The following is a 21,316-nucleotide window of genomic DNA, read 5'->3' as shown; positions in this document are numbered from 1 at the left end:
GGAGAACCCCACCCGCCACCAGTAGAAGGAAACCGTGCCGCACCCGCCCCTCACCGACCTCGACGACGCCGTCCTCGCGGACCGGTCGTCCGACGGCGACGTCCGCGCGTTCGAGGTGCTCATCCGCCGGTACACCCCGCTCCTGCGCGCCTACGCGCGGCGGACGCTGGGGTCCACGGACGAGCTCGACGACGTCGTCCAGGAGACCTTCATCACCGCCTGGAACCGGATGGACCGGCTCGAGGACCGCGCCCGGGTGAAGTCGTGGCTGATGCGCATCCTCAGCCGCAAGTGCCTCGACCGCATCCGTGCCCGACGCGTCCACGACGACGTGACGGAGCTCGAGGTGGCCTCCCCCGCGGACGACGCCCCGGAGCGCGTGGCCGAGGCCCGCTCGCGGGAGGACGCCGTCGAGACGGCGCTCGCCGAGTTGCCCGAGGCCCAGCGGCGGTGCTGGCTCATGAAGGAAGTGCTCGAGTACTCGTACGAGGAGATGGCGGAGGAACTGGACCTCCCCGCCTCGACGGTCCGCGGACTGCTGTCCCGGGCCCGGAAGAACATGATCCGTCTCATGGAGGGATGGCGATGACCGAACCCGATCCCGTCCGGCTCGACTCCCTCGAACCCGACGACCTCGACGGCCACTCGATCGACGAGCTGGCCGACTACCTCGACGCGGGCATGCTGCCCGCCGACCCGAGCATCGACGAGTCCGCGGCGTGCCAGAACGCGCTCGCCGCCATCGTCCGTCTCCGGCAGTCCTCCCTCGGATCGCTCGAGGCCGCCGCCGCCGACGAGCCGCCCGCGGACGAGTCCTGGGTGAGCAACGTGCTCGCGAACATCTCGATCGAGGCACGCTCCGGCCGCGACGTGCCGCTCCGGCCGGAGGCCCCGACCGAACGTCCGGTGATGACGGAGGGCGCCATCCGCTCGCTCGTGCGCAGCGTCGGCGACGGTGTGCCGGACGCCCTCATCGCGCGGTGCCGGCTCGAGGGCGACGTCGTCGAGCTCGGCGCACCGGTCCGGGTCGTCGTCGAGATCGCGGTGCGTGCGGGCGCGCCGATCCCGCCGGTGGCCGCCGAGGTGCGGGAGGCCGTCGCCGAGGTGCTCGCCACCCAGACCGACCTGACCGTGGAGGCGGTCGACGTGGTCGTCCGCGACCTGTTGCCGCCGACGACCGACGACGACGAGGAGGCACGCGCATGACCGTCGACGAGGACGTCCTGACCGCGGTCGAGACCGCGGTGCTCGCGGTGCCGGGGGTCGCGGAGCTCTACCACGCCCGACCCACCCTCGGTGCGACGATCGACACCGCCAAGCGGCTCGCGAGCCGGGTCGCGTTGGCGCGTGTCGTCCTCGACGGCGACGTGCTCCGCGTCGTGATCGGCACGGACGGTGCGCGGCCGGCGCCGGAGACGGCGCGCGCAGCGCACCGCGCGGCGCTCGATGCCGCGTCGGCCCACGGCCTCGTGCTCAGCCGGGTGGACGTCCGGGTCGCACGCGTCGGCTGACCCCGCGGTCCTCCGGCCCTCGCGGGCTCGAGGCGCGGTGCGGCCTGGAGGCGCGCTGCAGGCCCGCACCGCGCCTCCAGACCGCGACGGGTCACGACAGCACGGTCAGCGCGACCGGCCCGCGACCTCGAGCACCACGACGATGGCCGCGACCAGCGCGGCCGTCGCGACCAGCGACACGGACGGCACGACGACGGTGGCGAGCACGGCGAGCGCGAGCGCCACGACGGCGACGTTCCGGCCGGTCGTGAGCGTCGGACGCAACGCGAGCCACCAGATCGCCAGCACGAACACGGCGACCGGCACCGCGACCGTCCCCGCGACGGTGGCGTGCGAGAGGTCCGCCTCGCCGGCGTCCGCGCTGACGGCGACCTCGATGCCGGCCGGCAGCGCACCGGCTGCGGCGAAGACGAGGTAGTGCCCGTAGCCGAAGACGAGGGCGGTGGGGAGCGACCGGATGTGCGCGTGCTGTTCCCGCGCGAAGTAGATCCACCACATGCCGACGACGATGACGAGTCCGCCGGCGGCGAGCACGAGGAGTGACGCCAGGTGTTCCGCGTGCGCGAGGCCGTCGATCACCGCGTTCGCCGAGGCGACGAGCCCTTCGCCGAGGACGATGAGCGTGAACAGCGAGTAGCGCTCCGCGATGTGCCGCGTGTGCCACGGCGTGGTGCGCGCTCCCGCCTCGGCGAAGGGCGGCACGAGCACTTCGAGGAGGATGAGGACCGGGATGACGAACCGCTCGACCTCCCACGGCAGCAGGACGCCGAGCACCCACAGCACCTGCACGACGACGATGCCCGCCGCGTAGCGGAGCGCTGTGCGTCGGAACTCGGGCGACGAGACGGCGACCCGCAGCCACTGGCCGACGAGGGCGAGCCGCATCACGACGTAGCCGACCACGACGACGAGGGTGGACCCGTCGGCCATCACCGCGTGCACCCCGGCGGCGAGCACGAGTACGCCGGCCATCTGCACCACGGTCATCACGCGGTAGAGCCAGTCGTCGGTGTCGAACGAGGTGGCGAACCAGGTGAAGTTGAGCCATGCCCACCAGATCGCGAAGAAGACGAAGGCGTAGGCGAGCACCGCCGAGCTGACGTGCCCCTCGACCTCGATCTCGTGCAGGTTCGACGCGGCGAACCCGACGGCGACGACGAAGACCAGGTCGAAGAGCAGCTCGAGCGGGCTGGCGGCGCGGTGGCCCTCGGTGGGGTCGCGGGGGGCCATGCGGCGGAGTCCGATGGTGGTCACCCGGTATGCCTACACGACGGACGGCCCCGGGATCGATCCCGGGGCCGTCCGTCGTGTCCGCCGGCGTCGGCCGACGGGCGTGGCGTCAGTAGAAGTTCGACGCCTGCGAGTGCGCCCACGCGGCGCACGGCGTGCCGTAGGACTGGCTGATGTAGCGCAGGCCCCACGTGATCTGGGTCGTGGCGTTGGTGCGCCAGTCGGGCGCGATCGTCGCCATCTTCGACCCGGGCAGCGCCTGCGGGATGCCGGTTGCACCGCCGTTCGCGTTGACGGCCTGGTAGTTCCAGCCGGACTCCTTGGTCCACAGGCTGTCGAGGCACTGGAACTGGTCCGCGCCCCAGCCGTACTGCGATGCCGCGAGCGAGCTGGCCGTCGCCTTCGCCCCCGCGGGCGTGTTCCCGGCGGCGAGCTTCCGTGCCGCCTCGGCGGCAGCGGCCCGCTCGGCAGCGGCGCGCTGTGCGGCCGCCGCGGCTGCGGCCTCCGCGTCGGCGTCACGCTTGTCCTGCGTCGCGCTCGCGTCGGCGACCTCGGTGCTCGCGTCGACCGTGGCGGCGATCCGCGTGGACAACGCTGCGCCGGACAGCCGGCGGTAGTCGTCGAGGGCGTCGATCCGGTGCTCGAGCGTCGCGGTGTCGGTCTTCGCGTTCGCGTCCTCGACCACCGTGCGGGCGGTGACGATCGTCGCTGCTGCCTGCGCCCGGTCGAGGGCCGTGCCGTCGAGGGCGGGCGCCGGGGTCGTGCTGGCGCTCGGCATCCCGAGGGCTTCACCGATGGCCGGTTGTGTGCCGACGGTGGCGATGCCGCCGGCGACGGCGAGGACCGCGGCGCCGCCCACGATGATCGTGGTGGGGCGTCGGAGCGCTCGGCGGAGTCGACGGCTCGGGGTGTCCAGCGCTTCGCGGCGGGTCGGTGCGGTGGTGGTGGGGAGGTCGGTGGTGCTGCGTCCTGTCATCGGTTCCGGTGGTCGGCCGGCTCGTGGTGCGGGCTGTCGACGCCGCGCGCGGAGGTGGGGGAGCGCGCGGGTGGGGGCGACGTCGGACGTCGGTCGTCGGGAGCTCGCGAGCCGGGGGAGGACCGGACGGTGGTGTGGGGCCCGTCCGTCCGCCGGCCGGCAGCCGTGGGGTGGCCGCCGTGGCGAAGCCGACACGATGACGTGTCAGCCTGAGCACCGCGTCCAGGAGCGCTGGCAGAACCGTCCGTCCACCCCTCGGTAACGGTTCGGTAACGGTCGGATCAGGACGCGGAGGTGTGAGGTTCCTGGGTGCGCTCGCCCTGCGCGACCCGCTCGAGCGCGTCGAGGGCTGCCGCGATGGCGTCGACGTCGTGCTCGGGGAGCTCGGCGATCAGCTCTGCGACGATCCCGGTGCGGTCCGCACGTGCACGTTCGACGGCCGCGATGCCCTCCGGCGTGGCCGACACCATGAACGCCCGGCCGTCGCGCGGATCGGCCTCGCGCTCGATGAACCCGCGCTGTTCGAGCTCGGTGAGGATGCGCGTCATGGTGGGCTTGGTCACCACCTCGATCCGCGACAGGTCGCCGGGGCGCAGGGGTCCCTCCCGCTGGATCGTCGCCAGCGCGGAGACGATGCCGTACCCGAGTGTGGCGGAATCGGTGCGGGCCCGGCGGTTGATGCGGCCGACGGCGGCGGCCAGGCGCGCGGCGATCTCGGTGCGGTCCGGCTGGCGGTGGCTCATGCGGTGCTCCGGGTCGTCCGACGGGTGGTCGGAGCGATGCTACCGGCTTCGGCGGGCGTGCGACGGCGCACCCACGGCGCGCCCGTCAGGGCGACCGGGAGGCGCGGTGGACGACGATCGCGCGACCTCCGTCGACAGGACGGGCGCCTTCCTGTCCGGACGCTCAGGTCCGGTGCGGGCCGACGCCCCGAGGTCGCTACCGCTTCTCGCCGGGGAGGAGGTGGATGGCCTCGGTGGCGAGTTCGGCTGCCACGTTGTCCCCGGACTCCGTCGCCGCGCGCAACCGACGGAAGTCCTCGGTCATGCGGTCCCAGTCGACGAGCTCGTCGAGGTTCGGCAGGCGCAGGCGGAACGCCAACCCGTCCATCGTGTCGCGGCAGACGCGCTGCAGGTTCTCGTTGCCGCACTCGGCGACGTAGCGGGCGAACACGCCGAGGGCGTCGTGGTTCACCGCCGCGACGTCGTGCGCCTCGAAGTGCGCGATGGTGGTGTCGAGCTGCGCGAGGATCTTCTTCTTCGCGGCGGCGCCGAGCCGGGGGACCGCCAGCCGGACCACGCCGCCGAAGAGCACGCCGAGCGTCTGCATCGCCTCGACGACCTCGGCCGGGTTCGGCGTCGTCACCCGCGTGTACCGGTTCGGGGCCATCTCGATCAGGCCCGCGCGGGCGAGCTGGCTGAGGGCTTCGCGGATGGGGGTCCGGGAGACCCCGAGCCAAGCGATCAGCTCGTCGTCGTTGAGGCGTTCCCCCGGCTCCAACGTGCCGTCCATGATCGCGTCGTGGATCTTCTCGCGGACCGTGTCGCGGAGCAGCTGGTGCTCGGTCGGTGCGCTGCTGGGGACCGGCATGCGGGTTCCTCCGGGGGGTGGCGGACGACGGGTTGCACGACCGACCGATCGGTGCGGACGCAGGCCTCACCGTACCTGATATGAGACCGGCGTTGCGGTCGGATGGGGTGTGTCAGTCGTCCGGGTGGAGCAACCGCGTCGTCACGGCGTCCTCGGTCCCGTGGTACCACCGGTCGAGGACGTCCCGGAACGGGGTCGGGTCCGCGGCGGCCGCCGCGAACAGGGTCATCGAGGACCGGAGCTTCAGCGCGTCGATCCCGCCGAGGAGCTCGTCGGCGGACCGGGCCGGCGCGTCGAGCACGGCCGCCGTCGCGGCGAGCAGCCGCGGCCCGAGGACGGGGTGCGCCAGGTAGGCCCGTGCCTCGTCGGCGCCGTCCAGGGCGTAGTGCTGCGCCGTCGTGCTCCGGCCGAGCCCGGCCAGCTGCGGGAACACGAACCACATCCAGTGCGAGGTCTTCCGGCCGGCGCGGAGCTCGGCGAGGGCGACGTCGTGCACGCCCTCCTGGGCACGCACGAAGCGTTCGAGGTGGTGCGGGTCGTCGGTCACCGGACCACCTCCCCCCATGCGTACCGGACGGTGGTCCCGTCGACGACGAGCAGGGAGTCCGGCTCGTGGTCGAGGAGTCCGGACAGGCCGACGGCCGCGGGCAGGTCGCCGTCGAGGCGTTCGAGCCGGGCGGACCGCACGGTCAGCGGCGGGTGCTGCCGCTGCCAGAACAGCGTCTGCGCGAGGAGCCGCGCGTGGATGCCGTGGCGGGTGGTGAGCTCCGCGGCGAGCGGGGTGTCGACCTCCGCGCCGGCCACGACCCGGACGGTGGCGTCGTGCCGGGGCTGCGTCGCGCCTCCCGGTCGCATCCACCGGCCCGGCTGCAGGGCGCGCTTCCGGACGGGGTGGCGCACCGACCGGTGCTCGATCGTGTCCGCGCGACGTCGGGCCCGCGCGTGCGCGAACGTGTACGGCACCCCGAGGAGCGCGTGCGCGGCGACGATCGCCGGCACGTTCGCCGTGTCGACCGTCCGGTAGGCGACCCCGTGACGACCGTGGTCGTCGGTCGTCAGGACCTCGATCGTGACCTCCGTCATCGACCCGAGCCGCCCCGAGGGCGGGAACGGCGGGACCCGTGTCTCGCGGAACACGTACGCCGACAGGCCGACCCACGCGCTGCCGTCGACGACGTCGGGCCGGGTGCCCGGCGGGACCAGCCCGGCGAGCTCCGCCGGGTCGCGGCGCCAGTGGGCGAAGACGATGTCCTCCCAGGCGTGCACCGTCACCGGCCGGTGCCGCAGCGGCACCGTGGCGCGGGTGCGGGCCGACACGCTCACGGCTTCGGCGCGTGCCGACCGACGCGCACGGCCCAGGCGACCAGGGGAGCCTGCAGCGGCAGCCGCAGGACGGCGACGAGCCGCGACGCCCGGGTGGAGCGGGCGCTGTCCAGCAGGTCGTTCGCCATCTTCACGTTCGCGGGGAACACCGCCAGGAAGAGTGCCGCTGCCGCCCAGCCGCCCGCTCGACGCGTCGCCGGGACGGCGAGCGCAGCGGCGATGCCGAGCTCGGCGACGCCGGACGCCAGGGTGGTGGTGCGGGGCGGCAGGCCGGCCGGGACGATCCGGTCGTAGCCGCGCGGGCGGAGGAAGTGGGTGGCCCCGGCCCCGCCCAGCAGCACGGCGAGGAGGGTGGCGGTCCGGGTGGCGCGTCGTGCACGCTCGCGTCGTCGCATGTCCCCATCGTGCCCGGCGGTCGCCGAGCGCACTCGGAGTGCGCCCAGGTCCGCGCGGGCCGGGCGTGCTCAGGTCGGCGCGGACCGGGCGTGCTCGGGTCTGCGCCGGCCGGGCGTGCTCAGGTCAGCGCGGTCGCCACCAGGTCGAGGACCGCCGTCGCCACCTCGGCCTTCGTCCCCGAGGTCTCGCGGACGACCTCGCCGCCGGGGACGAGCACCTCGATGGCGTTCTCCTCGCGCTCGAACCCGGACGACCAGCCGACGTGGTTCACGACGAGCAGGTCGGCGGGCTTCCGGGTGATCTTGGCGCGGCCGAGCTCGATGCGCGCGGCACGGTCCGGCTCGGTCTCGGCGGCGAAGCCCACCACGATCTGCCCCGTCCGGCGGTTGGCGACGAGCTCCGCGAGGACGTCCGGGTTCCGCACGAGCTCGAGGGTCATCGTGTCGCCCTGCGCCTCCTTCTTGAGCTTCTCGGTCCGGACCTCCGCCGGGCGGTAGTCGGCCACCGCGGCCGTCATCACCACGACGTCGGCGTCCACGGCGGCGGCGTGCACGGCCTCGGCGAGTTCCAGGGCGGACCCGACCGGCACCACGTGCGCGTCGAGGTCGGCGGTCATGGACGCGTCGACGTTGGCGGCGACGACGGTGACGGACGCTCCACGGCGCGCGGCGTCGGCGGCGATGGCGATCCCCTGTCGGCCGCTGGAGCGGTTGCCGACGAAGCGGACCGGGTCGAACGGCTCACGGGTGCCGCCGGCGCTGACCACGACGCGGACGCCGGCCAGGTCGCCCTGCTCGCCGCGCGCGCCCGTGCCGGCGGGCCCCGAGGTCCCGGCGCCCGTCGGCAGGTCCAGCACGGCGAGGGCCCCCTCGACGATGTCCTCGGGCTCCGCCATCCGGCCGATCCCGGCGTCGTCGCCGGTGAGGGCACCGACCACGGGACCGACGAAGTGGACGCCGCGCTCGCGCAGGGTGGCGACGTTCGCGGTCGTGGCGGGGTGCTCCCACATCTGCGGGTGCATGGCGGGGGCGACGACGACGGGGGCCTCGGTCGCGAGCAGGGTGGTGCCGAGCAGGTCGCCGGCGAGGCCCGCGGTCATCCGGGCGAGCGTGTCGGCGGTGGCGGGGGCGACGACCACGAGGTCGGCCCGGCGGCCGAGGGAGACGTGCCGCACCTCGGCGACGTCCTCGAAGACGCTCGTGGTGACCGGGTTGCGGCTGAGCGCCTCCAGCGTCGGCAGCCCGACGAACCGGAGCGCGCCCTCGGTCGGGACGACGTGGACGTCGTGGCCGCGCTTCACGAGGTCGCGGACGACACCCACGGCCTTGTACGCGGCGATGCCCCCGGTGATCCCGACGACGACGGTCAGACGGCGCTCTGCTGCTGCGTTCACGTCGGTCACGCTACCCGGGGCTCCGTGCGAGGATCGACCCCATGTGCACCGTCGTCGTCCGCGTCGACCCCGGCGCCGAGTGGCCCGTCACGATGCTCGCCCTGCGTGACGAGTCCCCGGAGCGACCGTGGGACCCCCCTGCCGCCTGGTGGCCCGACCGCGACCCGGCCGTCCGTGGCGTCCGGGACCGCTCGGCCGGCGGTGCGTGGCTCGCCGCCTCGGACACCGCGGGCCTCGCGGTGGTCCTGAACCGAGCCGAGCCGGTCGACAGCCCCGACGGCACCTGGACCACGCGCGGCACGGTGCCGCTGGACGCCGTCGACGGCGTCCTGCCGGGGCACGACGGCACCCTGCCGACCACGCGCGCGTTCAACCTCGTCCGTGCCACCGCCGCGGGTGCCGAGGTCGTCACGTGGAACGGCTCCACGGTGCGGACGGAGGCCCTCGGCCCCGGCGTCCACATGGTCACCCACGGTGCGGCGGACGACCCGGCGGCGCCGCGCATCGGCCGGTGGCTCGAGGCGTTCCGTGCCGTCGAGGCCCCGGCCGGTCCGCCGCTGCTCGGCCCCTTCGACGAACTGCGGTCGGCCGACGCACGCGCCGACACCGGCGAGGCCGCCGACACCGGCGAGGCCGCCGACGTCACCGCGGACGCTGCCGCGAACGACGGCTGGGGCGGCTGGTTCGGGGTGCTCGCCGACTCCGCGGCGCTGCCGGCGGACGACCCGGACGCGATCCTCCGCGACGCGCACGAGCTCGAGGGGCACGTCGCGACGCTGTCCATCGTCGCCGCCGCCGTGGGACCGGAGCGCACGGTCCTGCAGCACGCGCGTCTCACCGAACCGGGACGCCTGGACGGATCGGTCGAGCTGCACCGCTCCTGAGCCAGGCCTCAGCACGACCGCGGTCCGTCCATCGAGAGGCGGCGTACCGTCCCTGACGTGACCTCCCCCCACCAGGTCCGCGGCGCCCGTCCGGCCGCGGCGATCGGCTTGGCGCTCGCCATCTCGCTCGGTCTCGGCGCCTGCGCGGAGAGCTCCGCGTCGGCGGCCGACACCGCCACCACGAGTCGGGCCAGCACGGCCAGCGGGCGGCTGTGGAACGCGGCGCCCGGCACACGGGTCGTCGTGGTCGGCGACTCGATCAGCGGGGGCCACGGCCTGGCCGCCGGACAGGCGTGGCCCGAGGTCCTCGCACGGACCGAACGCTGGCAGCTCACGAACCTGTCGTGCGACGGCGCCGGCGTCCTCACCGAGGGGGACACCGACGACTGCGCCACCGCCTACGAGGGGCTCGTGCAGCGCGCGGTCACGCTCCGGCCCGCGGTGGTGTTCGTGCAGGCCAGCTCGAACGACCTCGGACAGGACGAGGACGAGGTCGACGGCGGCACCGAGCAGCTCGTCGCCGACCTCCACCGGCTCCTGCCGCGGGCGCGGGTGGTCGGACTGAGCGCGATCTGGAACGAGCAGACACCGCCGGCACAGCTCGCGGCGATCTCCGCCGCGCTGCGGACCGCGATCGACGAGCACGGCGGGACCTACGTCGACATCGGGCAGCCCCTGCGCGACCACCCGGACTGGATGCAGTCGGACGACGTGCACCCGACGGTGCGCGGACAGCGGGCGGTCCTGTCGGCGGTGACCACGGCGTTCGCACGCGACCACGTGCGGTTCTGAGGGCGCGGCGGTGGGCGGGTCGCGCCTCCAGACCGGGGTGGAGGCCGCCCACCGGCGGTCGGGAGCCGCGCGGCCGACGCACCGGGCCGGTTCCGTGTCAGACCGGCGGCCGCGTCCCGGTGAGGTCCTCGGCGACGGCCCACAGCGAGCGGGCGAGGTCGGCGCTCCGCGCGGACCGCGGGATCGAGGCGACCGTCGTCGGCCCGGTCAGTCCGAAGGCGCCCGACGGGCCGTAGTAGGCACCGCCCACCGCTGCCGGTCCCACGGCGGCGTAGAGCAACGGCTCGGACCCCTGTTCGACCGCCTGCGTGAACGGCAGCGCGCGCTTCATCGGTGCGGCCTGCTTCGCCTTGCCGAGGGAGCGCCCCGCCGACTGCAGGTTCGTGCGCGTGAAGCCGGGGTGCGCAGCCGTGCTCGTCAGCGGCCAGTCGAACTCGACCGACAACCGGTGCAGGTGCAGCGCGAAGAGCAGGTCGGCGAGCTTCGACTGGGCGTAGGCGCGCCAGGTGTTGAAGCCGTGCTCCCACTGCATGTCGTCGAAGCGGATCCGGCCGCCGACCGCAGCGAGGCTCGACATCGTCGCCACCCGGGCGTCCGACGACCGGAGCAGCACCGGCAGCAGCAGGTTCGTCAGCGCGAACGGACCGAGGAAGTTCGTGCCCATCTGCAGCTCGAAGCCGTCGGCCGTCTCGAAGCGCTTCGGCGGTGCCATCACGCCGGCGTTGTTGACCAGCACGTCGAGGGTACGGTCGTCGGCCAGCACGCCGTCCGCGAAGCGTCGGACGCTGGCGAGGTCGGCGAGGTCGAGTTCCCGCACCTCGACGTCGGTGCCGGGGTGGGCGGCGCGGATGCCGGCGGCGGCCTCCTCGCCCTTGGCGACCGTGCGGACGGCGATCACCACGGAGGCGCCGGCCGCGGCGAGGCGGGTCGCGGTCTCCTTCCCCGTCCCGCTGTTGGCTCCGGTGACGACGACGCGGCGTCCGGTCTGGTCGGGGATCTGCGGCATGCGGGCGACCGTACACGCGGTGGTCGGGCGGCGGCGCGGGGGCGGTGCTCCAGCGGCGCGGGGGACGGTGTGCCGGTGGGTGCGCGTGCTCGACGTGCGCGCCGCCGAGTGGTAGGTTTATGCAAACGCATCGAGTTGGAGGCTCCCATGAGCAACGCATTCGGCACCGACCGCCCCTCGGACGTGCCGCCGCCCGCACCCGAGCGGATCGGTCCCGTGCAGCTCGGCCTCGACACCTTCGGCGACGTCACCGAGTTGGCCGACGGCAGCCTCAAGACCGACGCGCAGAGCATCCGCGACGTCGTCGAGCAGGCCGTCCTCGCCGACCAGGTGGGCGTGGACTTCATCGGCGTCGGGGAGCACCACCGCGCCGACTTCGTGGTGAGCGCGCCCGAGGTCGTCCTCGCCGCGATCGCCGCCCGGACCTCGCGCATCCGGATGGGCTCCGCCGTGACCGTCCTGTCCTCCGACGACCCCGTCCGCGTGTACGAGCGGTTCGCCACCGTGGACGCGCTGTCGGACGGCCGCGCCGAGGTCATCCTGGGCCGCGGGTCCTTCACCGAGTCCTTCCCGCTGTTCGGCTTCGACCTGTCCGACTACGAGGTCCTCTTCGAGGAGAAGCTGCAGCTCTGGGCGTCCCTCCGCGGCGGCGACGCCGTCACCTGGTCCGGCACGAAGCGCGCCTCGCTCACCGACCAGGACGTCTTCCCGAAGCTCGAGCACGGCGCCATCCCGACCTGGATCGGCGTCGGCGGCTCGCCGCAGTCGGTCATCCGTGCGGCCTCCTACGGCCTCCCGCTCTTCCTCGCGATCATCGGTGGCCAGCCCGCGCAGTTCGCACCGTTCTCGCGGCTCTACCGTCAGGCGCTGACGCAGCTCGAGCTGCCGCAGCAGCCCATCGCCATGCACTCGCCCGGGTTCGTCGCCGCGACGGACGAGGAAGCCGCCGAGCGCTACTGGCCGTACCACAAGGCCGTCACCGACCAGCTCGGTCGGGAGCGCGGCTGGCCCCCGCTCGACGTCGCCGGCTACCGCGCGGGCCTGTCGGCCGGCGGGTCGCTCTACGTCGGGTCGCCGGAGACCGTCGCACGGAAGATCGCGCGCAACATGCGGATCCTCGGTGTCTCGCGCTTCGACATGCGCTACGCGACCGGCCGTCTGCCGCACGACGACATGATGCGGTCGATCGAGCTGTACGGCACGCAGGTCGCCCCCCGGGTGCGCGAACTGCTCGCCGAGCCCGTCCCGGTGCCGTAGGCGCGAGCGCCCGGGGGCGCGGCCGGCCGTCGCGTCGGTGACCGGCCGGCTCGCGTCGCCCGGGTCGCTGCGACGCCGCGTCGCTGCGACGCCGAGTCCTTGCGTCGGCACGTCACCGGCTCGGTCTGGAGGCGCGCCTCGCCACCCGACGACGGCTCTCGGGGGCGCCGGGTACGGTCCAGGGCATGTCGCCGCGTCCCCGCACCCCCGCTCTCGAACGTCGTTTCCGCGGTCGGATCACGGGCGTCGGCACGACGTCGGGCGTCCGGCTCGTGGTCGGCATGTGGGAGCGTTCGCCGTTCGGCTCGTTCACCGACGTCTTCGTCGAGCTCCCCGACGGCACCAGCGTGCTGCTCGCTCCCGACGAGATCGTCGCAGCGTACGTCTCCGGGACGTACCGGTTCGACTCGGTGTCCGTCGTGGACGTCGTCGCCCGCCGGACCGCCAGCGGCCTGGAGCTCTCGGCCGGCGCGCTGCAGGCCACGATCGACGTCGGAGGGATCTCGCCGCTCGGCCGTGTGCTCCGCATCGTGCCGAAGCCCGTCGCCCGCGACCCCCGCTGGCTCGCCGTGATCGACCCGATCGCGCGGGTGGTCGCCCCGGGTTCGGGGACCGCCGGCTCCGCGGGCAACGGCCGCCGGGAGTACTACGGCGTCACCGGCGCGCACGACGTCACCGGGGTCCGGGGCACCTGGGCCGGGGAGCCGCTGGGATCCCTGGCGCCGCTCGACCCGCCCGTGGCGTTCGGCTTCGCCTCGATGCCGCGCATCCCGCAGGTCGTCGACGTGGAGACGACCATCCGCGAGCCCGCCTGACCACGTCCGCGGTGCCCGCGGTGTCGGGCGGGACGTAAGGGCCGGGACGGGCCGGGCGGACGCGGCGCGGCGGAGGTGCGCCGCGCCTCCAGACCGGCGACCACCGACCCGAAAGCGACACGGCGGGGCTGACGTTCCCGAGCCGGGAGGGGCACACTGGTCGGAACGGTACGGCCCCGTGGACCGACGGTCGCACGTCGCGGAGCGGGGCGCATGACGCAAAGGAGCACCATGACCGACACACGGACAGACGAGCGCGCAGCCATCTCGGACATCGTCCACGGCGCCCACACGGCACTGCTGACGACCGTGAGCGAGGACGGGCAACTGCACGCCCGTCCCCTCGCCGTGCAGGACAAGGCCTTCCACGGCACACTCCGCTTCCTGGTGCAGGACGGCAGCGAGAAGGTCGAGGACATCGCGCGCAACCCGCACGTGAACGTCGCGATCGAGTCGCAGGGCGGCTACCTGTCCATCGCGGGCACCGCGACGGTGACGAAGGACGACTCGGTGATCGACGAGCTGTGGTCGCCGTTCGCCGAGGCGTGGTTCCCGGAGGGGCGAGAGGACCCGTCGATCCGCCTCCTCACGGTCGAGGGGGTCTCGGTCGAGTACTGGACGCAGGACGCCGGTCCGGTCGGCAGCCTCGTGCAGACGCTCAAGGCCGCGATCGGCAAGCAGAGCCAGCCCGACACCGGCGACCACGGCACCGTCGAACTCTGAGCCGTACGGCTCCGCGGGCAGCAGCGGTCGGGTCGCACCACGCGACCCGACCGCTGCTGCTCACGGCGTGCGGCGCTCGCGGCGGACCGGCGTGGTGACCGTGCTCAGGGTGGGCCGAGCAGCCACAGCACCGCGACGAGCACGGGCTGCCCGAGGACGGCGCAGACCACGAGTGTCCACCGCATCCACGGCTTCGCCACGAGCTCGGGGGAGCCGAACAACGGGGCGAGCGGCATGAGGAGCCGCGGGGTCGAGGCCATCGGCAGCGACACCGCGAAGATGTACAGCGCGTACGACGCCGAGAACACGACGGTCGTGAAGCCCAGCTTCCGCGTCGACCGCCGGAGCAGCCACACCGGGTACGACACGAGCAGGAACACCACGATGAGGACCCCGCCGACGCCGAGCCACCGCGACGCGATGAGGAACCACGGTGTCATCGGGGTGAAGTCGACCCGGCCGATGAAGTTCACCCACCACGACATCTCGGTCTCGAGGTAGGCGTTCGGCACGCCCGTCACGTGGGAGGCGATGACCGGCCACGCCACCCCGGCGGCGACCATGACGACGCCCGCGGCGACGACCCGCACCCGCTCGGCCACCGGGAAGACGTCGAGCGAGCGCACCCCCTCCGTGCGGCGTGCCCGGACGTACCGCACCAGGGCGACGATCCCCAGCACGAGCGGGATGGCCAGGGCGCCCGGCCGGGTGAACGCGGCGGCGACGCCGAGCAGCGTCAGCAGCCCGTACCGCCGGCGTTCGAGTGCGAGCAGCGCGCCGAAGGTCAGCGCGAGGAACATGCTCTCGGCGTACCCGACCTGCAGCAGGAACGACAGCGGCCCGCAGGTGAAGAAGAAGACCGCCCACATCGCCGCCGCGGATCCTGCCCGGTCGCGGACGAGCCGGTGCAACAGGTAGGCAGCGACCAGTCCGGCGACCAGGGCGATCAGCGGCGCGCCGACGTCGAACGGCACGCCCGTGGACGCCGTGAGCATCCGGATCGTGAACGGGAAGGCGGGCAGGAAGGCCCAGGCGTTCTGCGCGACGTTCCCGGTGGCGTCGAGCGGCAGCGTCGTCGGGTAGCCGTGCACCGAGATCTGCTCGTAGTACTGCCCGTCCCACGCGGTCAGGAAGTTGAGGAACCCGTGCCCGTTGCCCCAGATCGCGTTCTCCGGCAGCGCGCGCCCGATCAGCGGGAACGCCAGCGCCAACCAGAACGTCGAGACGATCCGTCCGCCGAACCAGACGAGTAGGACCGCGGCCCACGCGGGCAGGCTCGTCGCCAGGTCGAGGAGCCGGCGCCGTCCGCTCGCGATGGACTCCGTGAGGGTCCCGTCGAGTCGGCTCACCGCAGTGGTCCGCGGCGCTCGGGCAGGGCAGGGGGCACGCTGCGAGCGTAGCCGCAGGTGCCTTGTGGGTTCCTCACGGCGTCGGCGTGGTCCCCTCGCTGCGGGCCGGGAGGGGCATCCTGCGTTGTGCAGGACGGAACGGCTCCGCCGGACGGTCCGGTCCGGGGCGCGGGGCGCGCCTAGCCTGGAGGTCCCGTCCGGACGAACACCGACACCGACACCGACACCGACACCGAGGAGCATCCGTGCCGAACAAGACCGCCGTCGTGACCGACGCCGCCCCCCAGCCCGCCGGCCCCTACAGCCAGGGCATCGTCGCGAACGGCTTCCTGTACACCGCCGGCTTCGGCCCGCAGGACCCGGCCACCGGTGCGATCGCCGACGACGTCGCGGGACAGACCGCGCAGGTGCTCGCGAACGTCGCCGCGGTCCTGGCCGAACACGGCGCGACCCTCGACGACGTCGTGAAGTCGACCGTGCACCTCGAGCACTCCGACCGGGACTTCCCGGCGTTCAACGAGGAGTACGCCAAGCACTTCTCGCAGCCGTACCCGGTGCGCACGACGGTCCAGTCGCACCTGGCGGACATCCTCGTCGAGATCGACGTCGTCGCGGTGCTCCCCACCGCTGACGGACACTGAGCGAAGCCTCATCGACCCCCGGCGTGCGCGCCGCCCGGACGGCTCGGAGCCGTGCGGCGGAGGCCCACTCCGGGGGTCGCGTGTGTCAGGGCTCCGTCGCTGAGGACGGGGACGCCCGCCACGAGCACGTCGTCGATGCCCTCGGCCAGGCGCCGCGGCTCGTCGTACGTGGAACGCGAACGGACCCCGGCGGGGTCGACGACCACGAGGTCGGCGGTCCACCCCGGGCCGACCGTCCCGCGCTGCCCGAGCCGGAACAACTCCGCGGGGAGCGCCGACAGGTGCTGCTGGGCCTCCCACCAGGTCAGCAGACCGGCCCGTGCGTAGTCGCCCAGGTACCGAGCGAAGGTGCCGTACGCCCGCGGGTGCGGGTGCGTCCCCACGAAGATGCCGTCGGAACCGCCGGTGTGGCCGCCGGACCGGAAGAGCGCGGCCAGCTCGTCGGGCGTCCGCGGGTGTGGGACCCGCATGACGACCGTGACCTGCGACCCGGACGCCACCAGGACGTCGAGCGCGAGGTCGACCGGGTCCGTGCCGGTGACCGCCGCGGCCTGCTCGAGGGTGCGCCCCTGCAGCGCGTGGAACGCGGGAGCCGGCACGTGGGACAACGTGATCTGCTCTGCCCAACCGGAACCGAGGTCGGCGCGACCGAGCACCCGTTCCAGGACCGCGGCCCGCACCGCGGCACGGCCCTCGTCGGAGCCGAGCGCGACGGCGAGGTCGTCGGTACCCGGCCGGGCGAGGGCCGCGGGGAGCAGCAGCATCGACAGGATCGTGCAGCCGCGCGAGTACGGGTAGGCGTCGAAGGACAGCGGCGCCCCGTCCGCCTCGGCCCTGGCGAGCTCCGCCAGGGCGAGGTCGACGGGCGCGTGCAGGTGCGAGACGTGGGCGTGTCCGCCGACGGCCCGGACGATCCGGACGACCTCGTCGATGCCGACCGCGGCGTTCGCCTCGTAGCCGCCGCGCATGTGCGTGACGTAGGTGCCACCGACGGCGGCGGACTCGGCCGCCAGCGCAGCGATCTCATCGGCGTCGGCGAACAGGCCGGGTACGTAGTCGAGCCCGGTCGCCAGTCCGACGGCCCCGTCGAGCAGGCCCTGCCGGACGAGGGCTCGCATCGCCTCGAGCTGGGCGGGACCCGCGGCGCTCGGATCGTCGCCCATCACCGCGTGCCGGACCGTGCCGGCGGGGACGAGGGTGGCGACGTTCACCGGTGTCGACCGGTCGTACGTCGCCAGCAGCCCGGCGATGCCGTCACCGCGGTAGGTCGGGTGCGGTCCGTCGATCGCCCCGAAGTACCGCGCCGCGTAGGACCCGTCGCCGGGAGCCGGTCCGACGCCGTCCTGCCCCGTGACGATCGTCGTCACGCCCTGGCGGAGGAGCGCCCGCTGCACGGACTCGTCGAACACGAGCGACCCGGCGTGCGAGTGCGCGTCGACGAGGCCCGGGAGCACGAAGCGCTCGCCGCAGTCCAGCGTCGTGGCCTCGGCCGGGACCGCGAGGTCGGTGCCCACGGCGACGATCGAGCCGGCGGCGACGAGCACGTCGGCGCGGACGGGCCCGTCCGCGCCGATGACGTGGCCGCCGCGCAGCAGGACCGGGGGAGCGAGGTCGTGGCGTGCGGTCACCGGGGCAACCCCGCGACGAGGCGCTCGGCGCGGGCGCGGAGTGCCCTGAGGTCGCCGGTCGTGAGGGCGTCCCCCACCAGCGGCGAGCCGAGTCCGACCGCGACCGCGCCCGCGGCCAGGTAGTCCGAGGCGTCCTCCACGCCGATGCCGCCCGTCGGGATGACGTCCACGAAGTCGAGTGGCGCGAGGACCTGCCTGAGGAACGCCGGCCCGCCGAGCTGCGCGGCCGGGAACACCTTCACCGCGCGGGCGCCGAGTTGCCAGGCGCGGACGATCTCGGTCGGGGTCGCGGCACCGGGGTACCAGCCGAGGCCGCGCTCGTGGGCTCGCTCGCCGATGGCGGGGTCGAGGTGCGGGCTGACGGCGAACACGGCACCGGCCGCTGCCGCCTCGTCGAGCTGCCGCGGCTCGAGGACGGTGCCGACGCCGAGGGTCGCGCCGCTGCCGTAGCGTTCGACGGCCCAGGCGATCCCCTCGCGCCACCGCGGGGTGTTCGTCGTGACCTCGATCGCCCGGACCCCGGCGTCGACCAGGGTGGCGATGACGTCCTCGACGTGCTCGCCGGTGCCGCCGCGGAGGATCGCGATCGCGGGGCCGGCCGCGTGGCGGTGTCGGACGGTGTCGGGTCCGGTTTCGGGGGCGTTCGTCATGTGCTCGTTCCTCGTGCTGGGCGGACGTGTGGCGCGGGTGCCGGAGTCGGACGCCGTCGGGTCAGCGGTCGACACGGTCGTGGACGGCGTGGTCGACGTCTGACGGGAGGTGCGGGTCGTGCAGCGCGGCGGGGTCGGGGCGTCGCCAGTCACTCTCGACCGTGCACGCCAGGGCGCCGGCGTGGGCCGCGCGCTCGAGCGCCTCGTCGGCGCTCGCACCGGACAGGCTCGAGGCGAGCCAGCCGGCGACGAAGGCGTCCCCGGCACCGACCGGGTCGACGACGCGCACCGGGGTCGCCGAGCGCCGGAGGAACCGACCGTCGATCGACGCGACGGCCCCACGCGACCCGAGCTTGACGACGGCGCGTCCGGTCCCGAGGGCGGCGAGGTCGTGCGCGAGCGTCTCGTCGTCGCCCTCGTCGTCGGCGAGCCCGAGGACGAGGCGCGCTTCGTCGTCGCCGGCGAACACCACCGAGGACCGTGCCGCCGCCGCTCGGTAGTGCGTGCGGGCGGTGGCCGCGTCGATGAGCTTGGGCCGGTGGTTGACGTCGAACGACACCGGTACGCCCGCGGCCGCGGCACGGTCCAGGGCGGCCTCGACGGCGTCCCGCGCCGAGTCCGACAGTGCCAGGGTGATGCCGGTGACGTGCAGGAGCGTCGCCGTCTCGACGATGCTCGCGGGCAGGTCCTCCGCGCGGAGCGCCGATCCGGCGGACCCGCGGCGGTGGTAGGTCACACGCGTCCGGCCGTCCGTCAGCCGTTCCTTCATCATGATCCCCGTCGACCGGTCCGGGTCGGACACCGCGACGACGTCGACACCCTCGCCGCGGACGTCACGCGTCACACGGTCGCCGGCCGGGTCGGTGCCGACCCGCCCCACCCAGGTGGCGGGGACGCCGGCCCGCACGAGTCCGATCGCGACGTTGCTCTCCGCGCCGCCGGTGTCCACCCGCATCTGCTCGAGGTCGGGGACCGCCCCGACCTCGCGACCCGAGAGCAGCAGCATCGTCTCGCCGAACGTCAGGACCCCGCCGGTCACCGGGTGCTCCTCGACAGTGCGAGCTGGGCGGAGGACGACCCGAGCGCCACCGAGATCTCGCGCGCGGTCCGGACGACCCCGTCGCCGAGCTCGCGGACGGCGGCCGCGGGGAACCGCGACGCCAGTCCGGAGATGCTCATCGCCCCGACGACCTGGTTCGCGTGGTCGAGCACGGGGGCGGCGACGCAGCGGATGTCGGGTTCGTTCTCGCGGTCGTCGATGCCGTACCCGCGGCCGTGCGTCCGCTCGACCTCGGCTCGCCACCGGTCGTCGTCGACGATCGAGTGCTCCGTCATCGCCGTCGCCGGTCCGGCGAGCACACGGGCGAGCAGCTCGGGCTCGCCGAATGCCACGATGGCCTTACCGGAGGCGGTGTTCCGCATCGGCAGCCGGTTGCCGATGCGCGAGGCCATCCGGACGGTGCCGCGCGTCTCGACCTTGTCGACGTAGACGATGTCCGTGCCGTCCGGCACGACGAGGTGGCAGGTCAGGCCGGTCTGCTCCGCCGTGCGCCGGAGGAACGGTGCCGCCGCCGAGCGGAGGTCGATCCCCTCGAGGTAGCTCTGGCCGAGCAGGAGCGCCCCGAGGCCGAGCGTGAAGCCCGCGTCCGTGGTCCGGCGGAGCAGGTCGTTCTCGATCATCGGTGCCGTGAGCCGCAGCACGGTGGACTTCGACGTGCCGAGTTCGTCGGCGAGCGTCGTGAGGGACACCGAGGACTGGCCGTTCCGGGTCCGGTCGGCGATGCAGTCGAGCAGGCGCAACCCGCGGCGGAGCGACAGCGCCGCGTTGCGTGCCGGAGCCTCGGGGTCGGTCGGCGTGACCGGGGTCGTCGCCCGCATCAGAACCACGTCCCGATCGCGTCGACGACGGTGTCGGCGTCGTCGAGGACGAGGACCTGCCGCCACTTGTCGAAGACCGTGCACGGGTGCGAGATGCCGAGGACGACCACGTCGCCGGGCGTCGGCCCGGTCGAGCCGTCCGCGATCGCGAGGTAGCAGTGCTGGTCGTCGAGGCGGACGACGGTGACCGCCCCGGGTGGCGGGACGACCTGCGGGGCGTCCGCCGTGCCTCCAGGCCGGAGGCCGCGGACGACCGGCAGTCCCTCGTCGAAGGAGATGTCGCGCTTGCCGACGGCGACGAGCGCGAGCCCGGGCTCGGGACAGGACGTGACGCGGCCCCACACCTCGATCGCCGGGACGAGGGAGCCCTCCTCCGGATGCCGACCGAAGGGCGTGCGCGCCGCGTAGAAGCCGTCGTCGTGTGTCAGGTACGCGCCGGACCGGAGCACGACGTCGAGGTCGGCGGGCCTGGCCGCGACCGCGTCGACGACGCCGTCGAACCAGGCGCTCCCGCCCATGCTCAACAGTGCGCGTGGGGCGTCGACGAGCAGGCGCACCGCGGCCGCGACCGCGAGCACGCCCTCGACGTACGCGCGGGCGGCGTCGACGCCGGGCAGGCCTCCCTCGTAGCCGGACACCCCGCGGAGCGAGAGCCCGGCGTCGTGTGCGGTCCGCGCGAGGTCGCGTGCCGCCGCCGCGGTCCTGACACCGGTCCGTCCACCGGGGAAACCGACCTCGACGAGGACGTGCAGGTCGCCCGCGACGGCGTCCTGTGCCGCCCGTGCGGCGGTGACGCCGGCGGGGGAGTCGACGTAGCAGAGGACGTCGGCGTCCGGGTCGACCGCCCGGCGGGACGCGAGCCAGGCCAGCCCGGCGGGGTCCAGGACCTCGTTCGCGACGAGGATGCGGTGGACGCCGTGGTCCCACGCGACCATCGCCTGCTGGACGGAGGCGACGGTGACGCCCCAGGCCCCGGCGGCGATCTGGCGGTCGGCCAGCGCCGGTGCCATGTGGGTCTTCATGTGCGGGGCGAACAGCAGCCCGTGCCGCTCGACGTAGGACTGCATGACGCGCGTGTTGTTCGCGAGGGCCGACTCGCGCAGGGTCATCACGGGGAGGTGGGCGTGGTCGAGGACGTGCCGCGCGTGCGGGGCGGCCGGGTCCGGGGCGCCCTTCACCGCGACGGTGCCGGGGACGGGCGTGGTCGTCATCGAGCCTCCTGGTGCGTCGTGTGCGTCACCACGCTCCCCGTCGGGGGTGCCGCGGAGCAACGT

At 74.2% G+C, this 21,316-nt stretch carries 24 protein-coding genes; 9 read left to right on the top strand and 15 right to left on the bottom strand.

Annotation, left to right across the window (positions count from 1 at the left end):
• The first annotated feature begins 34 nt into the window (after positions 1 to 34).
• The 3 genes from AAEP86_RS16710 to AAEP86_RS16700 are packed head-to-tail and all read left to right on the top strand — an operon-like array spanning position 35 to position 1,511.
• Positions 35 to 589, top strand: a complete 555-nt coding sequence (locus tag AAEP86_RS16710; protein WP_420368399.1) for an RNA polymerase sigma factor — start codon at positions 35 to 37, stop codon at positions 587 to 589.
• Positions 586 to 1,206, top strand: coding sequence for an Asp23/Gls24 family envelope stress response protein (locus tag AAEP86_RS16705; RefSeq protein WP_420368398.1), 621 nt, complete (start codon positions 586 to 588; stop codon positions 1,204 to 1,206). Before AAEP86_RS16710 ends, AAEP86_RS16705 begins: the two co-directional genes overlap by 4 nt.
• Complete coding sequence (locus tag AAEP86_RS16700) at positions 1,203 to 1,511, top strand: hypothetical protein (RefSeq protein ID WP_420368397.1); 309 nt, start codon at positions 1,203 to 1,205, stop codon at positions 1,509 to 1,511. Before AAEP86_RS16705 ends, AAEP86_RS16700 begins: the two co-directional genes overlap by 4 nt.
• Before the next feature lie 105 nt (positions 1,512 to 1,616).
• On the opposite strand, the gene AAEP86_RS16695 is transcribed toward AAEP86_RS16700, so the two are convergent.
• The 8 genes from AAEP86_RS16695 to coaBC form a co-directional block, all read right to left on the bottom strand.
• A complete protein-coding gene (locus tag AAEP86_RS16695; RefSeq protein WP_420368396.1) occupies positions 1,617 to 2,765 on the bottom strand; it encodes a low temperature requirement protein A in 1,149 nt (382 codons plus the stop codon).
• Between the two features lie 85 nt (positions 2,766 to 2,850).
• A complete protein-coding gene (locus tag AAEP86_RS16690) occupies positions 2,851 to 3,717 on the bottom strand; it encodes a hypothetical protein (protein WP_420368395.1) in 867 nt (288 codons plus the stop codon).
• Positions 3,718 to 3,998: 281 nt separating this feature from the next.
• Positions 3,999 to 4,460 carry a MarR family winged helix-turn-helix transcriptional regulator gene (locus AAEP86_RS16685; RefSeq protein WP_420368394.1) on the bottom strand — a complete coding sequence of 154 codons (462 nt, stop codon included), beginning with the start codon at positions 4,458 to 4,460 and terminating at the stop codon, positions 3,999 to 4,001.
• A gap of 196 nt (positions 4,461 to 4,656) precedes the next feature.
• Complete coding sequence (locus AAEP86_RS16680; protein ID WP_420368393.1) at positions 4,657 to 5,307, bottom strand: GntR family transcriptional regulator; 651 nt, start codon at positions 5,305 to 5,307, stop codon at positions 4,657 to 4,659.
• A gap of 112 nt (positions 5,308 to 5,419) precedes the next feature.
• Positions 5,420 to 5,854 (bottom strand): DUF1810 domain-containing protein, encoded by a 435-nt coding sequence (locus tag AAEP86_RS16675; RefSeq protein WP_420368392.1) that lies wholly within the window; start codon positions 5,852 to 5,854, stop codon positions 5,420 to 5,422.
• The gene (locus AAEP86_RS16670) at positions 5,851 to 6,624 is read right to left on the bottom strand and encodes a YqjF family protein (RefSeq protein ID WP_420368391.1); all 774 of its coding nucleotides are present in this window, start codon (positions 6,622 to 6,624) and stop codon (positions 5,851 to 5,853) included. The genes AAEP86_RS16675 and AAEP86_RS16670 overlap by 4 nt, the downstream gene beginning before the upstream one ends.
• A 2-nt stretch (positions 6,625 to 6,626) precedes the next feature.
• Positions 6,627 to 7,025, bottom strand: a complete 399-nt coding sequence (locus AAEP86_RS16665; RefSeq protein ID WP_420368390.1) for a hypothetical protein — start codon at positions 7,023 to 7,025, stop codon at positions 6,627 to 6,629.
• 119 nt (positions 7,026 to 7,144) lie between these two features.
• Positions 7,145 to 8,395: a bifunctional phosphopantothenoylcysteine decarboxylase/phosphopantothenate--cysteine ligase CoaBC gene (gene coaBC / locus AAEP86_RS16660; protein ID WP_420370520.1), complete on the bottom strand. Its 1,251-nt coding sequence runs from the start codon at positions 8,393 to 8,395 to the stop codon at positions 7,145 to 7,147.
• Positions 8,396 to 8,460: 65 nt separating this feature from the next.
• On the opposite strand from coaBC, the gene AAEP86_RS16655 reads away from it, so the two are divergent.
• Together AAEP86_RS16655 and AAEP86_RS16650 are read left to right on the top strand one after the other, a co-directional pair.
• Complete coding sequence (locus tag AAEP86_RS16655; protein WP_420368389.1) at positions 8,461 to 9,303, top strand: NRDE family protein; 843 nt, start codon at positions 8,461 to 8,463, stop codon at positions 9,301 to 9,303.
• A 57-nt stretch (positions 9,304 to 9,360) separates the two neighbouring features.
• A complete protein-coding gene (locus AAEP86_RS16650; RefSeq protein WP_420368388.1) occupies positions 9,361 to 10,095 on the top strand; it encodes an SGNH/GDSL hydrolase family protein in 735 nt (244 codons plus the stop codon).
• A gap of 97 nt (positions 10,096 to 10,192) precedes the next feature.
• Here AAEP86_RS16650 and AAEP86_RS16645 read toward each other — a convergent pair whose 3' ends face one another.
• A complete protein-coding gene (locus AAEP86_RS16645) occupies positions 10,193 to 11,101 on the bottom strand; it encodes an SDR family oxidoreductase (protein WP_420368387.1) in 909 nt (302 codons plus the stop codon).
• Positions 11,102 to 11,248: 147 nt separating this feature from the next.
• Between AAEP86_RS16645 and AAEP86_RS16640 the strand changes: the two genes are divergently transcribed.
• The 3 genes from AAEP86_RS16640 (at position 11,249) to AAEP86_RS16630 (ending at position 13,896) form a co-directional block, all read left to right on the top strand.
• Positions 11,249 to 12,358: an LLM class flavin-dependent oxidoreductase gene (locus AAEP86_RS16640; RefSeq protein ID WP_420368386.1), complete on the top strand. Its 1,110-nt coding sequence runs from the start codon at positions 11,249 to 11,251 to the stop codon at positions 12,356 to 12,358.
• A 185-nt stretch (positions 12,359 to 12,543) separates the two neighbouring features.
• Positions 12,544 to 13,173, top strand: coding sequence for a hypothetical protein (locus tag AAEP86_RS16635; protein ID WP_420368385.1), 630 nt, complete (start codon positions 12,544 to 12,546; stop codon positions 13,171 to 13,173).
• A gap of 231 nt (positions 13,174 to 13,404) precedes the next feature.
• A complete protein-coding gene (locus AAEP86_RS16630; RefSeq protein ID WP_420368384.1) occupies positions 13,405 to 13,896 on the top strand; it encodes a pyridoxamine 5'-phosphate oxidase family protein in 492 nt (163 codons plus the stop codon).
• A 104-nt stretch (positions 13,897 to 14,000) separates the two neighbouring features.
• On the opposite strand, the gene AAEP86_RS16625 is transcribed toward AAEP86_RS16630, so the two are convergent.
• A complete protein-coding gene (locus tag AAEP86_RS16625; protein WP_420368383.1) occupies positions 14,001 to 15,245 on the bottom strand; it encodes a hypothetical protein in 1,245 nt (414 codons plus the stop codon).
• A 245-nt stretch (positions 15,246 to 15,490) separates the two neighbouring features.
• Here AAEP86_RS16625 and AAEP86_RS16620 point away from each other — a divergent pair, with 245 nt between their 5' ends.
• Entirely contained in the window at positions 15,491 to 15,886 is a 396-nt protein-coding gene (locus tag AAEP86_RS16620; RefSeq protein WP_420368382.1) for a RidA family protein, read from the top strand.
• 8 nt (positions 15,887 to 15,894) lie between these two features.
• On the opposite strand, the gene AAEP86_RS16615 is transcribed toward AAEP86_RS16620, so the two are convergent.
• From AAEP86_RS16615 to AAEP86_RS16595, 5 genes are all read right to left on the bottom strand, one after another.
• Entirely contained in the window at positions 15,895 to 17,514 is a 1,620-nt protein-coding gene (locus AAEP86_RS16615) for an N-acyl-D-amino-acid deacylase family protein (protein WP_420368381.1), read from the bottom strand.
• Complete coding sequence (locus tag AAEP86_RS16610) at positions 17,511 to 18,164, bottom strand: bifunctional 4-hydroxy-2-oxoglutarate aldolase/2-dehydro-3-deoxy-phosphogluconate aldolase (protein WP_420368380.1); 654 nt, start codon at positions 18,162 to 18,164, stop codon at positions 17,511 to 17,513. Before AAEP86_RS16610 ends, AAEP86_RS16615 begins: the two co-directional genes overlap by 4 nt.
• 61 nt (positions 18,165 to 18,225) lie before the next feature.
• On the bottom strand, positions 18,226 to 19,203 hold the full coding sequence (locus AAEP86_RS16605) for a sugar kinase (RefSeq protein WP_420368379.1): 978 nt from the start codon (positions 19,201 to 19,203) through the stop codon (positions 18,226 to 18,228).
• A complete protein-coding gene (locus AAEP86_RS16600) occupies positions 19,200 to 20,042 on the bottom strand; it encodes an IclR family transcriptional regulator (RefSeq protein WP_420368378.1) in 843 nt (280 codons plus the stop codon). The genes AAEP86_RS16605 and AAEP86_RS16600 overlap by 4 nt, the downstream gene beginning before the upstream one ends.
• Positions 20,042 to 21,253, bottom strand: coding sequence for an alanine racemase (locus tag AAEP86_RS16595; protein WP_420368377.1), 1,212 nt, complete (start codon positions 21,251 to 21,253; stop codon positions 20,042 to 20,044). Before AAEP86_RS16595 ends, AAEP86_RS16600 begins: the two co-directional genes overlap by 1 nt.
• Positions 21,254 to 21,316 lie beyond the last annotated feature (63 nt).

The organism is Curtobacterium sp. L1-20, from assembly GCF_048755855.1.
In the GTDB taxonomy this organism is placed as follows: domain Bacteria; phylum Actinomycetota; class Actinomycetes; order Actinomycetales; family Microbacteriaceae; genus Curtobacterium.
Note: the sequence above shows the minus strand (reverse complement) of the source record. Positions and strands in the feature narration are given on the sequence as shown.